Annotated in this window: 12 protein-coding genes and 1 riboswitch; of the genes, 9 read left to right on the plus strand and 3 right to left on the minus strand. The window is 38.8% G+C overall.

What is annotated here, in order from left to right; genetic code table 11:
- Nucleotides 1-3: 3 nt before the first annotated feature.
- Nucleotides 4-1,263: an L-lactate MFS transporter gene (locus M3206_RS13065; RefSeq protein WP_251312970.1), complete on the plus strand. Its 1,260-nt coding sequence runs from the start codon at nt 4-6 to the stop codon at nt 1,261-1,263.
- Nucleotides 1,264-1,533: 270 nt separating this feature from the next.
- On the opposite strand, the gene M3206_RS13070 is transcribed toward M3206_RS13065, so the two are convergent.
- Nucleotides 1,534-2,436 carry a LysR family transcriptional regulator gene (locus M3206_RS13070; protein WP_251312971.1) on the minus strand — a complete coding sequence of 301 codons (903 nt, stop codon included), beginning with the start codon at nt 2,434-2,436 and terminating at the stop codon, nt 1,534-1,536.
- A gap of 138 nt (nt 2,437-2,574) precedes the next feature.
- Between M3206_RS13070 and gltB the strand changes: the two genes are divergently transcribed.
- The 7 genes from gltB to M3206_RS13105 all read left to right on the plus strand — a co-directional run bounded on the left by gltB (nt 2,575) and on the right by M3206_RS13105 (nt 13,509).
- Nucleotides 2,575-7,131 carry a glutamate synthase large subunit gene (gene gltB / locus M3206_RS13075; protein ID WP_251312972.1) on the plus strand — a complete coding sequence of 1,519 codons (4,557 nt, stop codon included), beginning with the start codon at nt 2,575-2,577 and terminating at the stop codon, nt 7,129-7,131.
- A gap of 30 nt (nt 7,132-7,161) precedes the next feature.
- A complete protein-coding gene (locus M3206_RS13080) occupies nt 7,162-8,640 on the plus strand; it encodes a glutamate synthase subunit beta (protein WP_251312973.1) in 1,479 nt (492 codons plus the stop codon).
- Between the two features lie 106 nt (nt 8,641-8,746).
- Nucleotides 8,747-9,676 carry a manganese-dependent inorganic pyrophosphatase gene (locus tag M3206_RS13085; RefSeq protein ID WP_251312974.1) on the plus strand — a complete coding sequence of 310 codons (930 nt, stop codon included), beginning with the start codon at nt 8,747-8,749 and terminating at the stop codon, nt 9,674-9,676.
- 107 nt (nt 9,677-9,783) lie between these two features.
- Nucleotides 9,784-9,890: riboswitch (TPP riboswitch) on the plus strand.
- Nucleotides 9,891-9,980: 90 nt separating this feature from the next.
- Nucleotides 9,981-10,688, plus strand: a complete 708-nt coding sequence (gene tenA, locus M3206_RS13090; protein ID WP_251312975.1) for a thiaminase II — start codon at nt 9,981-9,983, stop codon at nt 10,686-10,688.
- Entirely contained in the window at nt 10,681-11,262 is a 582-nt protein-coding gene (locus M3206_RS13095) for an ECF transporter S component (protein ID WP_251312976.1), read from the plus strand. Before tenA ends, M3206_RS13095 begins: the two co-directional genes overlap by 8 nt.
- 14 nt (nt 11,263-11,276) lie before the next feature.
- The gene (locus M3206_RS13100; RefSeq protein WP_251312977.1) at nt 11,277-12,734 is read left to right on the plus strand and encodes an ABC transporter ATP-binding protein; all 1,458 of its coding nucleotides are present in this window, start codon (nt 11,277-11,279) and stop codon (nt 12,732-12,734) included.
- Nucleotides 12,718-13,509 carry an energy-coupling factor transporter transmembrane component T family protein gene (locus M3206_RS13105; protein ID WP_251312978.1) on the plus strand — a complete coding sequence of 264 codons (792 nt, stop codon included), beginning with the start codon at nt 12,718-12,720 and terminating at the stop codon, nt 13,507-13,509. Before M3206_RS13100 ends, M3206_RS13105 begins: the two co-directional genes overlap by 17 nt.
- Before the next feature lie 266 nt (nt 13,510-13,775).
- Here the strand turns inward: M3206_RS13105 and M3206_RS13110 are convergent, their stop codons facing one another.
- Nucleotides 13,776-14,072: a hypothetical protein gene (locus M3206_RS13110; protein WP_251312979.1), complete on the minus strand. Its 297-nt coding sequence runs from the start codon at nt 14,070-14,072 to the stop codon at nt 13,776-13,778.
- A gap of 115 nt (nt 14,073-14,187) precedes the next feature.
- Nucleotides 14,188-14,805 (minus strand): DUF2238 domain-containing protein, encoded by a 618-nt coding sequence (locus tag M3206_RS13115; protein WP_251312980.1) that lies wholly within the window; start codon nt 14,803-14,805, stop codon nt 14,188-14,190.
- Nucleotides 14,806-14,910: 105 nt separating this feature from the next.
- Here M3206_RS13115 and M3206_RS13120 point away from each other — a divergent pair, with 105 nt between their 5' ends.
- Nucleotides 14,911-15,780: a chemotaxis protein gene (locus tag M3206_RS13120; RefSeq protein ID WP_251312981.1), complete on the plus strand. Its 870-nt coding sequence runs from the start codon at nt 14,911-14,913 to the stop codon at nt 15,778-15,780.
- Nucleotides 15,781-15,808: the final 28 nt, after the last annotated feature.

Below are 15,808 nucleotides of genomic sequence, written 5' to 3' on the forward strand. Positions count from 1 at the left end.
ATAATGGCGACCAAAGTGAAGAACCGCTGGTTAATTGCTGCAGCTGCAGTTGGAATTCACATATCAATTGGTTCCGTTTATTCCTGGAGTGTATTTACGAATCCACTCCGGGATAAACATCAATGGGGACTCAGCGAAATTTCGTTAACATTCAGCATCGCAATCTTGTTTTTAGGTTTATCTGCCGCTTTTATGGGCCACTTTGTAGAAAGATACGGACCTCGTATCTCAGGTATGATCGCTTCAGCATGTTTTGGAGCTGGCCTGATTGGTGCAGGTTTTGCAGACAGTATCGGATCATTGTATCTTCTCTATTTCTTTTATGGGGCACTAGGCGGAATCGGACTTGGAATTGGATATATCACACCTGTTTCATCTCTCGTTAAATGGTTTCCGGATCGGAGAGGACTTGCCACAGGATTAGCTATTATGGGATTCGGTTTCGCCTCGCTTATCGCGAGCCCTGTTATCGCCAAACTGATAAATGGAATCGGTATTTCAAATACGTTCTACCTATTAGGTGCCATTTATTTTGGTCTAATGTTTTTATCTTCACTATATCTTGCCCCGCCGCCAAAGGATTGGCAGCCTAAAGGCATGAAAGATCAAGATCAAAAAGAAGAAAAGAAAACAAAAGACCTCTCACAATTAACTGCCAACGAAGCAGTGAAAACCGTTCGTTTTTGGGCACTTTGGTCCATGCTCTTTATTAATGTGACTTGTGGAATAGCCGTAATTTCAGTAGCATCACCTATGGCTCAGGACATTGCAGGCTTAAGTGCTGGAGCAGCAGCTACTATGGTAGGAATTATGGGATTGTTTAATGGTTTTGGTAGAATTGGATGGGCTGCAGTTTCAGACTATATTGGACGTCCAAATGTGTATACGACTTTCTTTGCACTTCAAACTGTTGCATTTTTACTTTTACCAAACGTGACGAACGCCTTTTTATTTCAGGTATTGGTCTATTTGATCCTAACTTGTTATGGCGGAGGTTTCGCTTCTATACCTGCTTATATTGGAGATCTGTTTGGAACAAAACAGCTTGGTGCTATCCACGGTTATATATTAACAGCATGGGCAGCGGCAGGTCTCGTAGGTCCATTAGTCGTTTCATGGATACGGGAAACAACGAGCAGCTACTCGCTGACACTCTACATCTTCACAGGTGCTTTTGTAGTAGCTCTAGCAATATCTCTATTAATTCGTATTAATATAAGAAACATTAGAAAAGAAAATAAGCAAACTCAAGCAACAGGTTGACATATAGAAGAAGGGGCATGAACTCAAAACTTATGAGTTCATGCCCCTTCTTCTATGAAAAAAGAGAAAAAAGTAGTTTTTATAATCAAAACCAGATTAAGTTACAAACTCTAAGCCGTATGACTGCATAGGAAGGTGTATTTTATTGCTAAGTAAGTCTTAAATTTATAAGTTTGCGCGAACGTGTAACGGTATAAAAAATCACGTACCGTAAGGAATCTTGAATCAGAATCGTATACTGAATCGGTTAAAGATATAAATCCCCTAAGTTTATTGATATTGTTCGAGCACAGAGAAGAATTTAATAACAAATTCATAAAACACTTGCTCAGCAGGGGCAAGCTCCCGGCCACGAGGTATAATGATTCCAACCGTTCTTTTTACATCTGGTAGTTCTATAGGAATCTTAACCGTAAAGCGTGGCTTAGTTTCATGGAAGGAACTATCGGGTAAAAGTGTTACACCCATACCTGCTGTGACTAAGCCTTTTATCGCATCAAGATCTTCACCTTCACAAGCAATTTTAGGTATATAGCCTGATTGCTTGCAAGCGTTCACCACAACTTCTCGTAAAATATATCCATTAGGAAATAGAACAAAATCTTCATTTCTCAAATCATTCAATAAAAGAGTCTTTTTTTCTGCTAAAGGATGCTGTTCCGGCAATAACGCAGAAATTTTCTCAGTAAATAAAATAAATCCTTCTAAATCAGGATCATTTGTTGGTACAGGTCCTAAAAAAGCTAAATCAATGTCACCGCTCTTCACACTTTCCGTTAAAAAACGATAAGAACCTTGGCGTAGATTAAAAGCAATATTCGGATGTTCTCTTTTAAATGCAGAAACTACAGTAGGAAGAAGATGTCCAGCTAAACTAGTCGGAAATCCAATCTTAATCGTACCTCTTTCAGGATCTAAGTATTCATCAATTTGCTTTTTGGCATGCTCGATCGCTTTCATAGCAGTCTTTGCATGTGTTAAGAAAAGACGACCAACAGGTGACAGCTTGATGTTTCTTCCTTCTCGCTCAAACAGTTCTACACCTAATTCCGATTCTAAATTTGCTATTTGGCGACTTACTGCTGATTGTGCAACATGTAAGGCCAGTGCAGCTTCAGAGACGTGCTCACGTTCAGCAACTTCAATAAAATAGGCTAATTGACGAATCTCCATAACATTCCCACAACCAATCGTTCTCAATTTGAGATTATTTTAATCTAAATTATATATTGTTTCGATTAATTATAACCCTTAAACTAATTGAAAGAAAGTTTTGAACATTAAGTTGAAAACGTGAAGGGGGAGTAACCGATGACCTACAGTCAACTTCCAGAACCACAAGGGTTATATAGTCCGAACTTTGAACATGATGCTTGTGGAATTGGTCTATACGCTCATCTGAAAGGGCATGCTACCCATCATATAGTGAAAAAAGGACTTCATATGCTATGCCAACTTGATCATCGTGGAGGGCAGGGAAGTGACCCGTTAACAGGTGATGGAGCAGGTTTGATGACTAAATTGCCACATCAATTCTTTAAAAAAGTAACTGACTTTGATTTGCCGGAACAAGGCAAATACGGTGTGGGAATGATTTTTTTCCCAAATGATGAAGAAGCTCAAATGAAACTTGAAAAACAAATTAATCGTTTTATTGAACAAGAAGGACAAAAACTTTTAGGGTGGAGAACCGTTCCGACTGATCGTTTTTCAATTGGTGAAAAAGCACAAAATACTTGTCCGATTGTTAAGCAAGTGTTTGTTGCTTGCGATGAATCCATAACAGATGAACTTGTTTTCGAACGTAAACTTTTTGTAATCAGAAAACAAGCTGAACACTGGGCAAGACAAAACGGACTGCAAACCTATTTTGCAAGTCTTTCTACGCAAACGATCGTCTACAAAGGATTGTTAACACCTGAGCAAGTCGATACGTTTTATTTAGACTTACAAGATGAGGATTTTGTGTCTCCATTCGCTTTAGTGCATTCCCGTTTTAGCACAAATACATTTCCTACCTGGGAACGTGCACACCCTAACCGTTATATCATCCATAATGGCGAGATCAACACGCTTCAAGGCAATATGAACTGGATGAAAGCTCGTGAAAAACAGTTCGTATCAGAAGCGTTCGGTGACGACATTCATAAGCTTCTGCCAATCTTAGATGCAGATGGTAGTGACTCGTCCATTTTAGATCAGGCGTTCGAATTTTTTGTACTAGCAGGAAGAAAGCCTTCGCATACCGCGATGATGCTGATTCCTGAACCTTGGAGTGAGAATCCACATCTCGAACATGAGAGACGCGCCTTTTATGAATACCACAGCTGTCTCATGGAACCATGGGATGGACCTACTGCCATTTCTTTCACCAATGGTAAACAAATTGGTGCAATTCTAGATCGAAATGGATTACGTCCAGCTAGATATTACGTAACAAAAGATGATTATATTATCTTCTCATCAGAAGTCGGTGTCATCGATGTTGAAGAAGAAAACATCCTATATAAAGAGCGTTTAAGCCCTGGACGTATGCTTCTAATCGACATTGAAGAAGGACGCATTATTACAGATAATGAAATTAAAAAAGAGATGGCTACTGAACATCCTTATGAAGAATGGCTTACAAACGGATTGCTTCAATTAGAAGAGGATGACAAGGAGCCAGTTGTCAATCTAGAGGATATTAGAAGAAAACAAAAAGCTTTCGGATACACGTATGAAGATATTCACAAATATTTAATACCTGTCATTACAGAAGGAAAAGACCCAATCGGCTCGATGGGAAATGATACACCTCTTGCTGTGTTATCAGACAGGCCACAATCTTTATTTAACTATTTCAAACAATTATTCGCACAAGTAACAAACCCGCCGATCGATGCTATTCGAGAAAAAGTGGTAACTTCTACAATGACATTGTTGGGTGGAGAAGGTAACCTGCTGCATCCCGGACCGCAGAATGCTCGTAGAATTCGATTAGATTCTCCAGTTCTAACAACAAGTGAATTTAATCAAATCAAAGAGAATGATATCACTGACTTTAAACCAGAGATTCTGCATACTTTGTTTTCGGAAGATTTGGAAAAAGGGTTGGATTCTCTTCATCAAAAAGCTGAAAAAGCGATCTTAGATGGAGGGAGTATCCTAATATTATCTGACAGAGAAATGAATGCTTCTCAAGTTCCGATGCCAATTCTTCTCGCTGTGAGTTCTTTACATCACTTTCTTGTTCAGAAAGGTTTACGTACAAAAGTAAGCCTGATTGTTGAAGCAGGTGAAGTAAGAGAAGTTCATCATTTCGCTGCGTTAATCGGATACGGGGCAGACGCAATCTATCCATATCTCACTTATAAAACATTTGAAGAAGCTATTATGGAAGGTCATATCGACCTCTCGCTTAAAGAGACTGTAAAGAAATATAAAAAAGGTGTAACGGACGGTATTGTAAAAGTGATGTCAAAAATGGGTATTTCCACAGTCCAAAGTTATCGAGGTGCTCAAATTTTTGAAGCAGTAGGGATTGGGAAAGAAGTTATCGATCGTTACTTCCCTGCAACTGCCTCTCAAATCGATGGCATCACCTTAGATGAGATCCAAAAAGAAGCAGAACTTAGACATCAAGAGGGATTTCTTGAAACAATCGAAGACACTTTAGATTCAGGAAGTGACTTCCAATGGAGAAACACAGGTGAGCATCATGCCTTTAACCCGAAAACGATTCATACTTTACAATGGGCTTGCCGAAAGAATGATTACTCATTGTTTAAGACTTTTACTAAATTAGCGGATGATGAGCGTACCACATTCTTAAGAAACCTATTTACGTTTAAACCTGAATTGAAAAGCGTACCTCTTGAAGAAGTTGAACCTGTTGAATCCATCGTTAAACGATTTAAGACAGGGGCAATGTCATTCGGATCATTAAGTGCAGAAGCCCACGAATCGCTAGCGATTGCCATGAATCGTTTAGGCGGAAAAAGCAACAGTGGTGAAGGTGGAGAAAATCCAGCAAGATTCATTCCGGATGAGAATGGAAATAACAGAAGAAGCAGCATCAAACAAGTAGCATCTGGAAGATTTGGTGTAAAGAGTCATTACTTGGTGAACGCAGATGAACTGCAAATCAAAATGGCACAAGGTGCTAAGCCAGGTGAAGGAGGTCAGCTGCCTGGTAACAAAGTCTACCCTTGGGTAGCTGATGTTCGAGGATCAACTCCTGGTGTCGGTCTGATTTCACCGCCTCCGCACCATGATATCTATTCGATCGAAGATATGGCTCAGCTCATACACGACCTGAAAAATGCAAACCGTTCTGCAAGAATAAGTGTGAAACTAGTAGCGAAATCAGGAGTAGGTACGATTGCTGCAGGTGTAGCAAAAGGAGCTGCAGATGTGATCGTAATCAGCGGTTATGACGGAGGAACGGGAGCATCACCAAAAACGAGTATTAAACATACTGGACTTCCATGGGAGCTTGGCCTTGCTGAGACTCACCAAACCCTCATGCTGAACGGCCTTCGTGACCGTGTTACGCTTGAAACAGACGGTAAACTAATGACCGGTAAAGATGTAGTACTTGCCGCTCTATTAGGTGCTGAAGAGTATGGATTCGCAACTGCCCCTTTAGTTGTTCTAGGTTGTGTCATGATGCGTGCTTGTCATTTAGATACATGTCCTGTCGGAGTCGCTACACAAAATCCAGAACTTCGAAAGAAATTCATGGGAGACCCTGATCATGTTGTGAATTACATGAAGTTTGTTGCAGAAGAGATCCGTGAGATCATGGCTCAACTTGGATTTAGAACAATGGATGAGATGGTTGGCCGTACAGATGTGTTAACAGTCGGTGAACGTGCAACCAATCATTGGAAGGCTAAACATTTAGATCTTGCAAAACTCCTTTATCAGCCTGGTGGAGAAAGAACGTGTAAGACTTCTCAAAATCACAAGATTGACCAATCTATAGATATGCAAGAAATACTTCCTAAACTAGTACCAGCACTTGAACAGCAAAAAGCAGTATCTATCAACCTTCCGATCAAAAACACAAACCGTGTTGTGGGTACGATTGCAGGAAGTGAGATTACTAGACGCTATGGGGAAGAAGGTTTACCTGAAGATACAGTCACCCTTAACTTTACAGGTTCTGCGGGACAAAGCTTTGGAGCATTCATTCCACGAGGTATGAGCCTATATCTGAACGGAGATAGCAATGACTATTTCGGAAAAGGCCTCTCAGGTGGAAAAATGATCGTTGCTCCTCCAAAAACAGCAGAATACCTTGCAGATGATAATGTGATTGTTGGAAACGTAGCGTTCTATGGCGCAACCAGTGGAGAAGCTTATATCAATGGTCTTGCTGGTGAAAGATTTGCTGTCAGAAACAGTGGAGCAAACATTGTAGTCGAAGGAATCGGCGACCATGGCTGTGAGTATATGACAGGTGGAAGTGTCGTCGTACTAGGAGATGTTGGTAAAAACTTTGCAGCTGGGATGAGTGGAGGAACCGCTTATATCTACACTGAACAGCCACTTCTGTTTAAAAGACTCTGTAATAAAGAAGGAATTGAGTTTGAAAGATTAGTTGATGTGGATGAAACAGAATCCGTTAAACAATTAATCTTAAATCATTTTTCTTATACCCAAAGTAGAAAAGCTGCGACAATTCTAGAAAACTGGAAATCAGCTCATTCACACTTTGTAAAAGTGATTCCGAAAGATTACAAAGAAATGATTAAGAGAATCGATGATGAAAAGCAAGCAGGTCTATCTGATCAAGAAGCAATGATGAATGCATTTGAAGCTAGGTCTGCAGTTAAGAAACCAACCGGGAGCCCTGGACCAACGAAATTGATTCTTAGGTAAGACAGCCACGAGATGAAAGGAGAGATAATCATGGGTAAACCAACTGGATTTTTGGACTTCCCGCGAGAAGATACAATAGAGAGAAAACCTCTCCACCGTCTGAGGGATTGGAAAGAATATACGGAAAAACAGCCGGAAAGTATGCTTAAGAGGCATGCCTCAAGATGTATGGATTGCGGCACACCATTTTGCCATATCGGTATTGAAATCAACGGGGCAGCTTCAGGCTGTCCCATCCATAATTTAATACCTGAATGGAACGACCTTGTGTACCGAGGAAAATGGAAAGAAGCACTTGATCGTTTATTAAAAACGAATAACTTCCCTGAGTTCACTGGACGTGTTTGCCCTGCTCCCTGTGAAGGATCATGTACGGTTGAATTAGCAGGGCCAGCTGTTACGATTAAAAATATCGAAAAAGCGATTATTGATAAAGGTTTTGAAAATGGATGGATTAAACCGAGAATTCCGAGCAAGCGTACAGGAAAAAAAGTTGCAATCGTTGGTTCTGGACCTGCTGGACTTGCAGCTGCGGATCAATTGAATCAAGCAGGACATTCTGTGACTGTTTTTGAAAGAGATGACCGTGCTGGAGGACTTCTCACTTACGGTATTCCAAACATGAAACTTGATAAGGATATTGTCAATCGAAGAATCACACTTTTAAGACAAGAAGGCATTGATTTTGTTCTTAATACAGAAATCGGAAAAGATATTATGCCTGAAGATCTAAAAAAAGATTTCGATTCAGTTATCCTATGTACTGGCGCACAAAAACAAAGGGATTTAATCCTTGAAGGAAGAGAAGCAAAAGGCGTACACCTCGCGATGAAATATTTAACTCAATCTACTAAGCGTTTATTAGGGGATCAGATCAATGAACCGCTAATTGATGCGAAAGATAAAAATGTTATCGTAATCGGTGGTGGTGATACAGGAGCAGACTGTGTCGCAACTGCTTTACGCCAAAAATGCAAAAGTGTTGTTCAGTTTGGAAAGCACCCTAAGCTCCCTGATGTAAGAAGCAAAGCTAACATGTGGCCAGAACAACCTTATATTTTCACAATGGATTATGCTTATGAAGAGGCAACTGCTCAATTCGGAAAAGATCCACGAGAATTTTCTATTCAAACAAAGAAATTGGTCGCAGATGGAAAGGGTAATTTAAAAGAACTTCATACGGTTCAGATGAAAAGAACAGCAGATGAAAAGGGTAATCTTTCATTTGAAGAAATCCCAGGTACTGAAAAAGTATGGCCAGTAGACCTTGTTTTTGTTGCAATCGGTTTTGAAGGAACAGAACACCCCGTTTTAAAACAATTTGGTGTTGAAACAAAGAACAATAAGATTGATGCGAAACATGGTGATTATAAAACAAACATAGATGGCGTTTTTGCGGCTGGTGATTCTAGACGCGGACAAAGTTTAATCGTTTGGGCTATACAAGAAGGACGAGACTGTGCCAAACAAGTAGATAAACATCTGATGGGTAGCACGGTTTTGCCTTAAAGGTTTTTTCCATGCTACAATTAACTCTAAAAGCCAAAAGCCCCTATTCTATGATAGAATAAGGGCTGGCTAAGAAAATTCTATTTTATTAATAAGGAGTAGAAGCATGGAAAAAGTACTTATTTTTGGTCATAAGAATCCCGACACTGACACAATTACATCTGCGATTGTTTATGCAGACTTAAAAACAAAACTTGGACAAAATGTTGAACCTGTTCGCCTTGGTGAAATTAATGGTGAAACGAAATATGCGCTTGATTACTTCAAAGCAGAACTACCTCGTATAGTGGAAACTGTTTCAAACGAAACGAATGCTGTTATTTTAGTCGATCATAATGAACGTCAGCAAAGTGCTAGTGACATTGATCAAGTACGTGTTTTAGAAGTTATCGATCACCATAGAATCGCGAACTTTGAAACAAGTGATCCATTGTACTACCGTGCTGAACCTGTTGGATGTACAGCTACGATCCTAAACAAGATCTATAAAGAAAAAGGAATTAAAATTGAAAAGAACATTGCTGGTTTAATGCTTTCTGCCATTATTTCTGATTCACTTTTATTCAAATCACCAACTTGTACAGAAGAAGATGTTGAAGCCGCTCGTGAACTGGCTGAAATTGCTGGTGTTGACGCAGAGGCTTACGGTCTTGAGATGTTGAAAGCTGGAGCAGACTTAAGCGATAAGTCCGTAGAAGAGTTAATCTCTCTAGATGCGAAAGAGTTTAACATTGGAGCAAGTAAAGTAGAAGTAGCTCAAGTGAATACAGTCGATGCTAGTGATGTATTAAAACAACAAGACGAGTTAGAATCTGCCATTTCAAAAGTAATCGATGAAAAAGGATTAGACCTTTTCATGTTTGTAGTAACGGACATTTTAACAAATGATTCAACCGTACTAGCACTAGGGAACAGAGCTCAATCTGTTGAAGAAGCCTATCATGTAAAACTTGAAAACAACACAGCCGTTTTAAAAGGTGTAGTATCACGTAAAAAGCAGATAGTTCCTGTGTTAACTGAAGCAATGAGCAAGTAATAGATACGTAAAAGATGGAGAAATCCATCTTTTTTGATTGCCATTTTAGTTGACAATTTACAAGACCCTGTTATGATTTAAAACATAATACCAACTGAATCATTTTACGAAACCACTAGGGGTGCCTTTAAAAGGCTGAGATCGAGGTTTAACTTCGAGACTCTTAGAACCTGATCTGGATTATACCAGCGGAGGGAAGTGGCTGTTACGGAAACTCTATCTTTTATATTGTTTTCTACTCAACCACTTTCTCATGCTGAAAGTGGTTTTTTTGTTGGTAAAAAACTATTTTAGGAGGATTCATATGTCAATATTTACTGAAGAACTGCGCAAACAAGCTGAGCCAATCTGGGAAGCCAATCTTACCCATCCATTTGTAAGAGGAATCGCCGAGGGAACTTTGCCTTTAGAGAACTTTAAATATTATGTGCTGCAAGACTCTTATTACTTATCTCATTTTGCGAGAATTCAAGCATATGGTGCTGCAAGAGCGGAAGATCTATATACTACTTCAAGAATGGCAGCACATGCTCAAGGAACAAATGAGGCTGAGTTAACTTTGCATGAAAAGTTCATCAAACAGCTTCATATCTCAGAAGAAGAGTTAGCTGAATTTGAACCTGCACCAACTGCTTATAATTACACATCCCACTTGTATCGAGTTGCTGAATCAGGAAGTTTAGGAGAAATTATCGCGGCGATTCTACCATGCTATTGGATTTATCATGAAATCGGAGAGAGATTTGAAGGGGCTAACCCAACAGAACCTATTTATCAAGAATGGATCACGGCTTATGGAGGAGAGTGGTTCAGCCAGCTGGTTCAGGAACAAATCAGCCGATTAGATGAATTAGCCGATAAAGTAAGTCATGATGAAAGAAATAAAATGATTAAGCACTTTCTCCTCAGCTGCCAATATGAATATTTGTTTTGGGAGATGGCTTTCTCACTTGAAACATGGCCGGTTCCAACCCAGCAACTAAAATTGAAGGGAAGAAAGGAAAATGTCTAAAGGATTAAAATTGACCGATATATTAGTCACCATTGTCATTTCGGTCGGGTTTGGAATTCTTTATAAAATTTGGGGACCCCTTTATTATGCGGTTAAACCACTAGGTATACATATGGATCAATTAATCTATGGAATGTGGTTTATGACTGCAACAGTGGCTTTTTTGATCATTCGTAAACCTGGAGTGGCTTTCCTAGCAGAAGTTGCAGCTTCTTCAGGAGAATTTTTAATGGGATCAGAATTCGGGTTAGAAGTTTTATTTTATGGGATTATCCAAGGTCTTTTTGCTGAACTCCTACTTATGGCATTTAGGTACAAACGTTATGATTTGTTAGTCGTTTCTGTAGCAGGATTAAGTTCTTGCCTAGGTTCCTTACTTCTCGACTTTTATAAAGGGTATATTGGAGATTTATCCACATGGAATCTAATCCTCTATGTAGCATTTAGATTCATCGGAACGATTCTTTTTACTGGAGTTCTGGCCATTTCTATCGTCAACTCTCTTGAAGCTACGGGTGTTACCAACCTTGTCCGGTCATCTTCCAAAAAAGATTTCGACACATTGAATCAATAAGGAGGTGATTGTGTTTGGAATATATAACATCCATCAAAAATCTAAATTTGAAGTTTCCAAAAGAGGAAGGTCTGCTGTTTAATGATTTATCTATCTCTATCCGAAAAGGAGAAAAAGTATTATTACTAGGTCCTTCAGGTTGCGGGAAATCTACACTGTTACAAGTCTTAACTGGACTTATCCCTCGATCGATGGATGTTCCATTGAAGAGTGAGAGCATACAAATCCCTGATTCTTGGGGATTTGTATTTCAGGATCCGGATTCACAGTTTTGTATGCCCTATGTTGATGAAGAAATTGCATTTGTATTAGAAAATCTCCGAATACCTAGAGAAGAGATGACAGATAGGATCAAAAAGCTCCTTACCACTGTGGGCCTCCAATTAGATAATATTCATAATAAAATTCAAGCCCTTTCTGGAGGAATGAAACAGCGTTTAGCATTAGCATCGGTCTTAGCATTAGATCCTGAAGTGATCTTTTTAGATGAACCTACTGCATTAATCGATGATGACGGGACTGCCCAAGTCTGGGATACAGTTAAAAGCATTGCAGATGATAAAACATTGATTATCGTTGAACATAAAATTGATCAGATCATAGATATTATTGATCGGATAATAGTGTTTACAGATGACGGCACGATCATGGCAGATGGTGAACCCGCATACGTCTTCTCTCATTTTAAAGCCGAAATAAAAAGGTTTGGAATTTGGTATCCCAATGCATGGGGTGAATATATAAAAGAGAAGGCTAACATAACTTATAATAATTACTCGGATACCGTGTTGAATTTGGATAACTTTCGAGGATATAGAGGAAAAGTACCAGCGATTACATTAGAAAAAGCTACTGTTCAATCAGGTGAATGGATTGCTGTCACAGGAGCTAATGGTGCAGGGAAAAGTACACTAATATTATCACTGATGCAATTATTAAGAACAACTGGTGAATACAAAATAGAAGGGCGGCCAATTAGAAGTTTTTCAGACTTGGAGAAAAAAACGTATTTTGTTTTTCAGAATCCGGAATATCAGTTTTTAACTAACCGTGTAATCGATGAGCTTACTTATGACATAAGGCAAAGAGTAAGTCCTGATGTAATGAAACAAGCAAATGATCTCTTATCTCTTTTTGGTTTGAAAGATAAACAAAATCAACATCCTTATCATCTTTCACTCGGCCAAAAAAGACGTTTAAGTGTAGCCACTGCTTTTCTCCAAGATCCTAAGATACTATTGTTGGACGAGCCTACATTCGGACAGGATTCAAAAAATACATTTAAATTGTTGGAGTTATTACAGGAAGAGAGTCGAAAAGGAACGATTATTATCATGGTGACACATGATTTGAATATCATCCATCACTTTGCTACAAGGGTGTGGGAAGTAAAAGGCGGAAAGGTGATCTGCGACTGGAAAAAGGATGAAATTAAAAGAGAAGAGGGTCGTATGTATGAATACACCTATTAAAGAAAGCTGGCTGCACAAGGTTAACCCTGCACTTAAACTATTGATCCTAGCCATTCTTTTTGTTTTTGCGGTAACGATCCATCAATTAAATGTAATGATTCCTTTTACACTGACCGTATCGATCTTATTCTTCTTATGTACAGGTCAACCTTATCGGAACCTGTTCCTTATTCTGATCCCTTTTTTTCTCGTGTTTTTTTCAACGTCCCTTTCAATGATTTTATTTGGAAAAGGGGACACGACACTTTTTAAATGGGGGATTATACACGTTACAGAAGAAAGTTTATATCGAGGCGTACACTTAGGTTTCCGAGCACTTGTATTTGCATTGATGGGTATAACCTTTGTTCTGACAACAAAGCCCGTTAAGCTTTTTTATTCTCTGATGCAACAACTTAAGTTGCAGCCAAAGTATGCTTATAGTTTTATGGCAGCTATCCGATTGATTCCTATCATGTTTGAGGAATTTAAGACTATCCGAGATGCACAGAAAGTAAGGGGCTTACATAGTGAAAAAGGGGTATGGAGTAAGCTAAAAAGGATAAAAGCACTGCCCATACCTTTGCTTTCACAAAGTATTAGAAGAGCTTTTCGTATTGCTGTAGCGATGGAGGCTAAAAGGTTTAATTCGCTGCAGGAACGAACATTTTATTATCAAGTTGGATTTTCAACGTATGATCTATTATTTATAAGTTACATCGTATCATCAATTGGATTAAGTTATTGGCTTGCATCGGAATTTCCGCTTTTTCCGGTTACAGATGTAAGATATTAAAGGGGCTGACTCAAAAGTGTAAAAGCTTTTGAGTTCAAGCCCCTTTTTTAGTGTTCACAAAGACTTGAATATAGCATGCGCGAAAAACCACCCGTTCTGCGCGAAGATCAGGAATTTTGGCGTAACTTGATGATTCTGCGGTACTCGAATATTCTGCGCGAAACGAAGGTCATCTTGCGTGAACGTGTAACAGATTAAAACACGTACCGTAGAAACAAGATTTTGAACCAAGTAAAGTAGGCTGACGGTGGTCAGCCTACTATTTTCTAAGGGTTTATAATTCGATCATTTTGTTTTAACAAAATGGTAAATTCACCTTTATTTAACTTTTGATATACAGGAAAGGGCACGTTTAATGTTTCTCCAGTTGAAAGAACTACTTTGTATTGAGGCTTTACGGTCATTGCAGTGCCAAAGTCAATTACTTGTTCTGACCGAATCTTGTTAACTATACGCCCCCTATGCTCAGTAATCTTTAATTCTTCTTCAACAAAGCCTGTCCAAGCAAAATAAAGAAGAAAACCTGATAAAAATGTAGAAATAGTAATCAGAAAACCTTTCATAATTCCACCTCATTCTAGTATGAATCAAAAGCCTAATAATTATAGAAAGAGGGAAGGGAAATTTAAAAAGGATTTGCCGATTTCGTAACTAATATTAACTAACATACAACATTCATTACCCATCTTCGTTCTTGAAAGACTTAAGAAACCGATTATGGAACCTTGATAAAAAAAGTAAGGCGATGATCGAACCTGCTAATGTAAGACTCATATCCCATTGGGCGTCCCACATATCACCTTGAGCACCAACAAAGTCTTTTGTTTCTCTATTTGAAAGGCGGCTTGCAATCCATTCTGCAATTTCGTAAAGTGCAGCCAGAGAAAGCGTTAGATTTACAGCTATAAATTGAATCCATTTTCCAATAGGTAAAGTTGTTTTCAAGATTAATATCTCACGGATAACGATTACGGTTAGTCCCTTAAGGAAATGCCCGAACCGATCATAGTGGTTTCTTTCTAAATGATAATGGTGTTGAATCCAATCAAAAAGTGGCACATCATCATATGTGAAATGACCGCCAATAAAAGTTAAAATCGTCAAAAGGGCAATGATGCTATATGAAAGGTTAGTCAGCGTTATTTTTTTATATAAAAAAAGTACAGTTAAAATAAGAAGAACGGATGGTCCGACTTCAAGGATCCATATTGGATAATGGGCCGGTTTAATGGATGACCAAATAAAAAAAACGATTACCGTTGCCAGCAGAAATATATGAAAGTATTTTCTTTTCATTTCAAAATCCCTCACAATCTAGGATTAGTATTGATTTTCTATAACGGATGTATACGTCTAGCAGCTTATTTAAAGTTAAATCAAACCAAAGGAAGTGAGAGCATCATGACAAAAAAAATCGCTGTAGTTGTCCTGCATGGTATCGGAGATCAAAAAGAAGATTTTTCGGACGTATTTTCAGAAGATCTGACAAAACGATTTTCACAAAATCTAAAACCTTATCTATCTGCCCCGGAAGTAGAGTTAGTCATTCAGCCCATCTATTGGGGCAGTGTGTTCAATGAGCGAGAAAATGAGATGTGGCAAAAACTATCAAACGCTGCAGAATTAGATTTTGCAAAGCTTAGACATTTTGTTATCCACTTTTTTGGCGATGCCATTGCCTATCAGCCGTCTCCACATCACAATCCAAATTACCTAAAGGTTCATGAAGTTTATGCGAAGGGACTTCAAAAATTAAGCGAAAAGGCGGGAAAGGATGCCCCTTTATTCGTTATTGCTCACAGCCTCGGTACGGTTATAACTAGTAATTATTTTTATGATTTGCAATACATACCTGATAGAATTTCCGAGAATGTGAAAGAAAGCATGTCTGATACACCACTTGAACAAGGGGAGACATTAACAGGATTTTATTCCTTAGGAAGCCCGCTTGCTTTATGGAGTTTAAGATATGCTGACTTTGATGTGCCCATTCATGTCCCGTCACCTAAACTAAAACAATATTATCCTAGTTTGACCGGGGAATGGATAAATATCTACGACAAAGACGATGTTTTTGGATACCCGCTCAAGCCTCTAAACACTGCTTATGATCAAGCAGTCGTATCTGATATTGAAATGAATAGCGGAAATTTAATCAGCAGCTGGTCACCCTTGTCACATATGCACTATTTCACAACGACCGAGGTAATCAATACGTTAGGTGATGACCTGGCTGATGTTTGGAAACAAATTAATTTAAAAAACAGCTGATCCAATAACAACCGTTCAAGTCCAAGAA

The sequence above is a fragment of the Fictibacillus phosphorivorans genome (assembly GCF_023715845.1).
Classification (GTDB): domain Bacteria; phylum Bacillota; class Bacilli; order Bacillales; family Fictibacillaceae; genus Fictibacillus; species Fictibacillus phosphorivorans_D.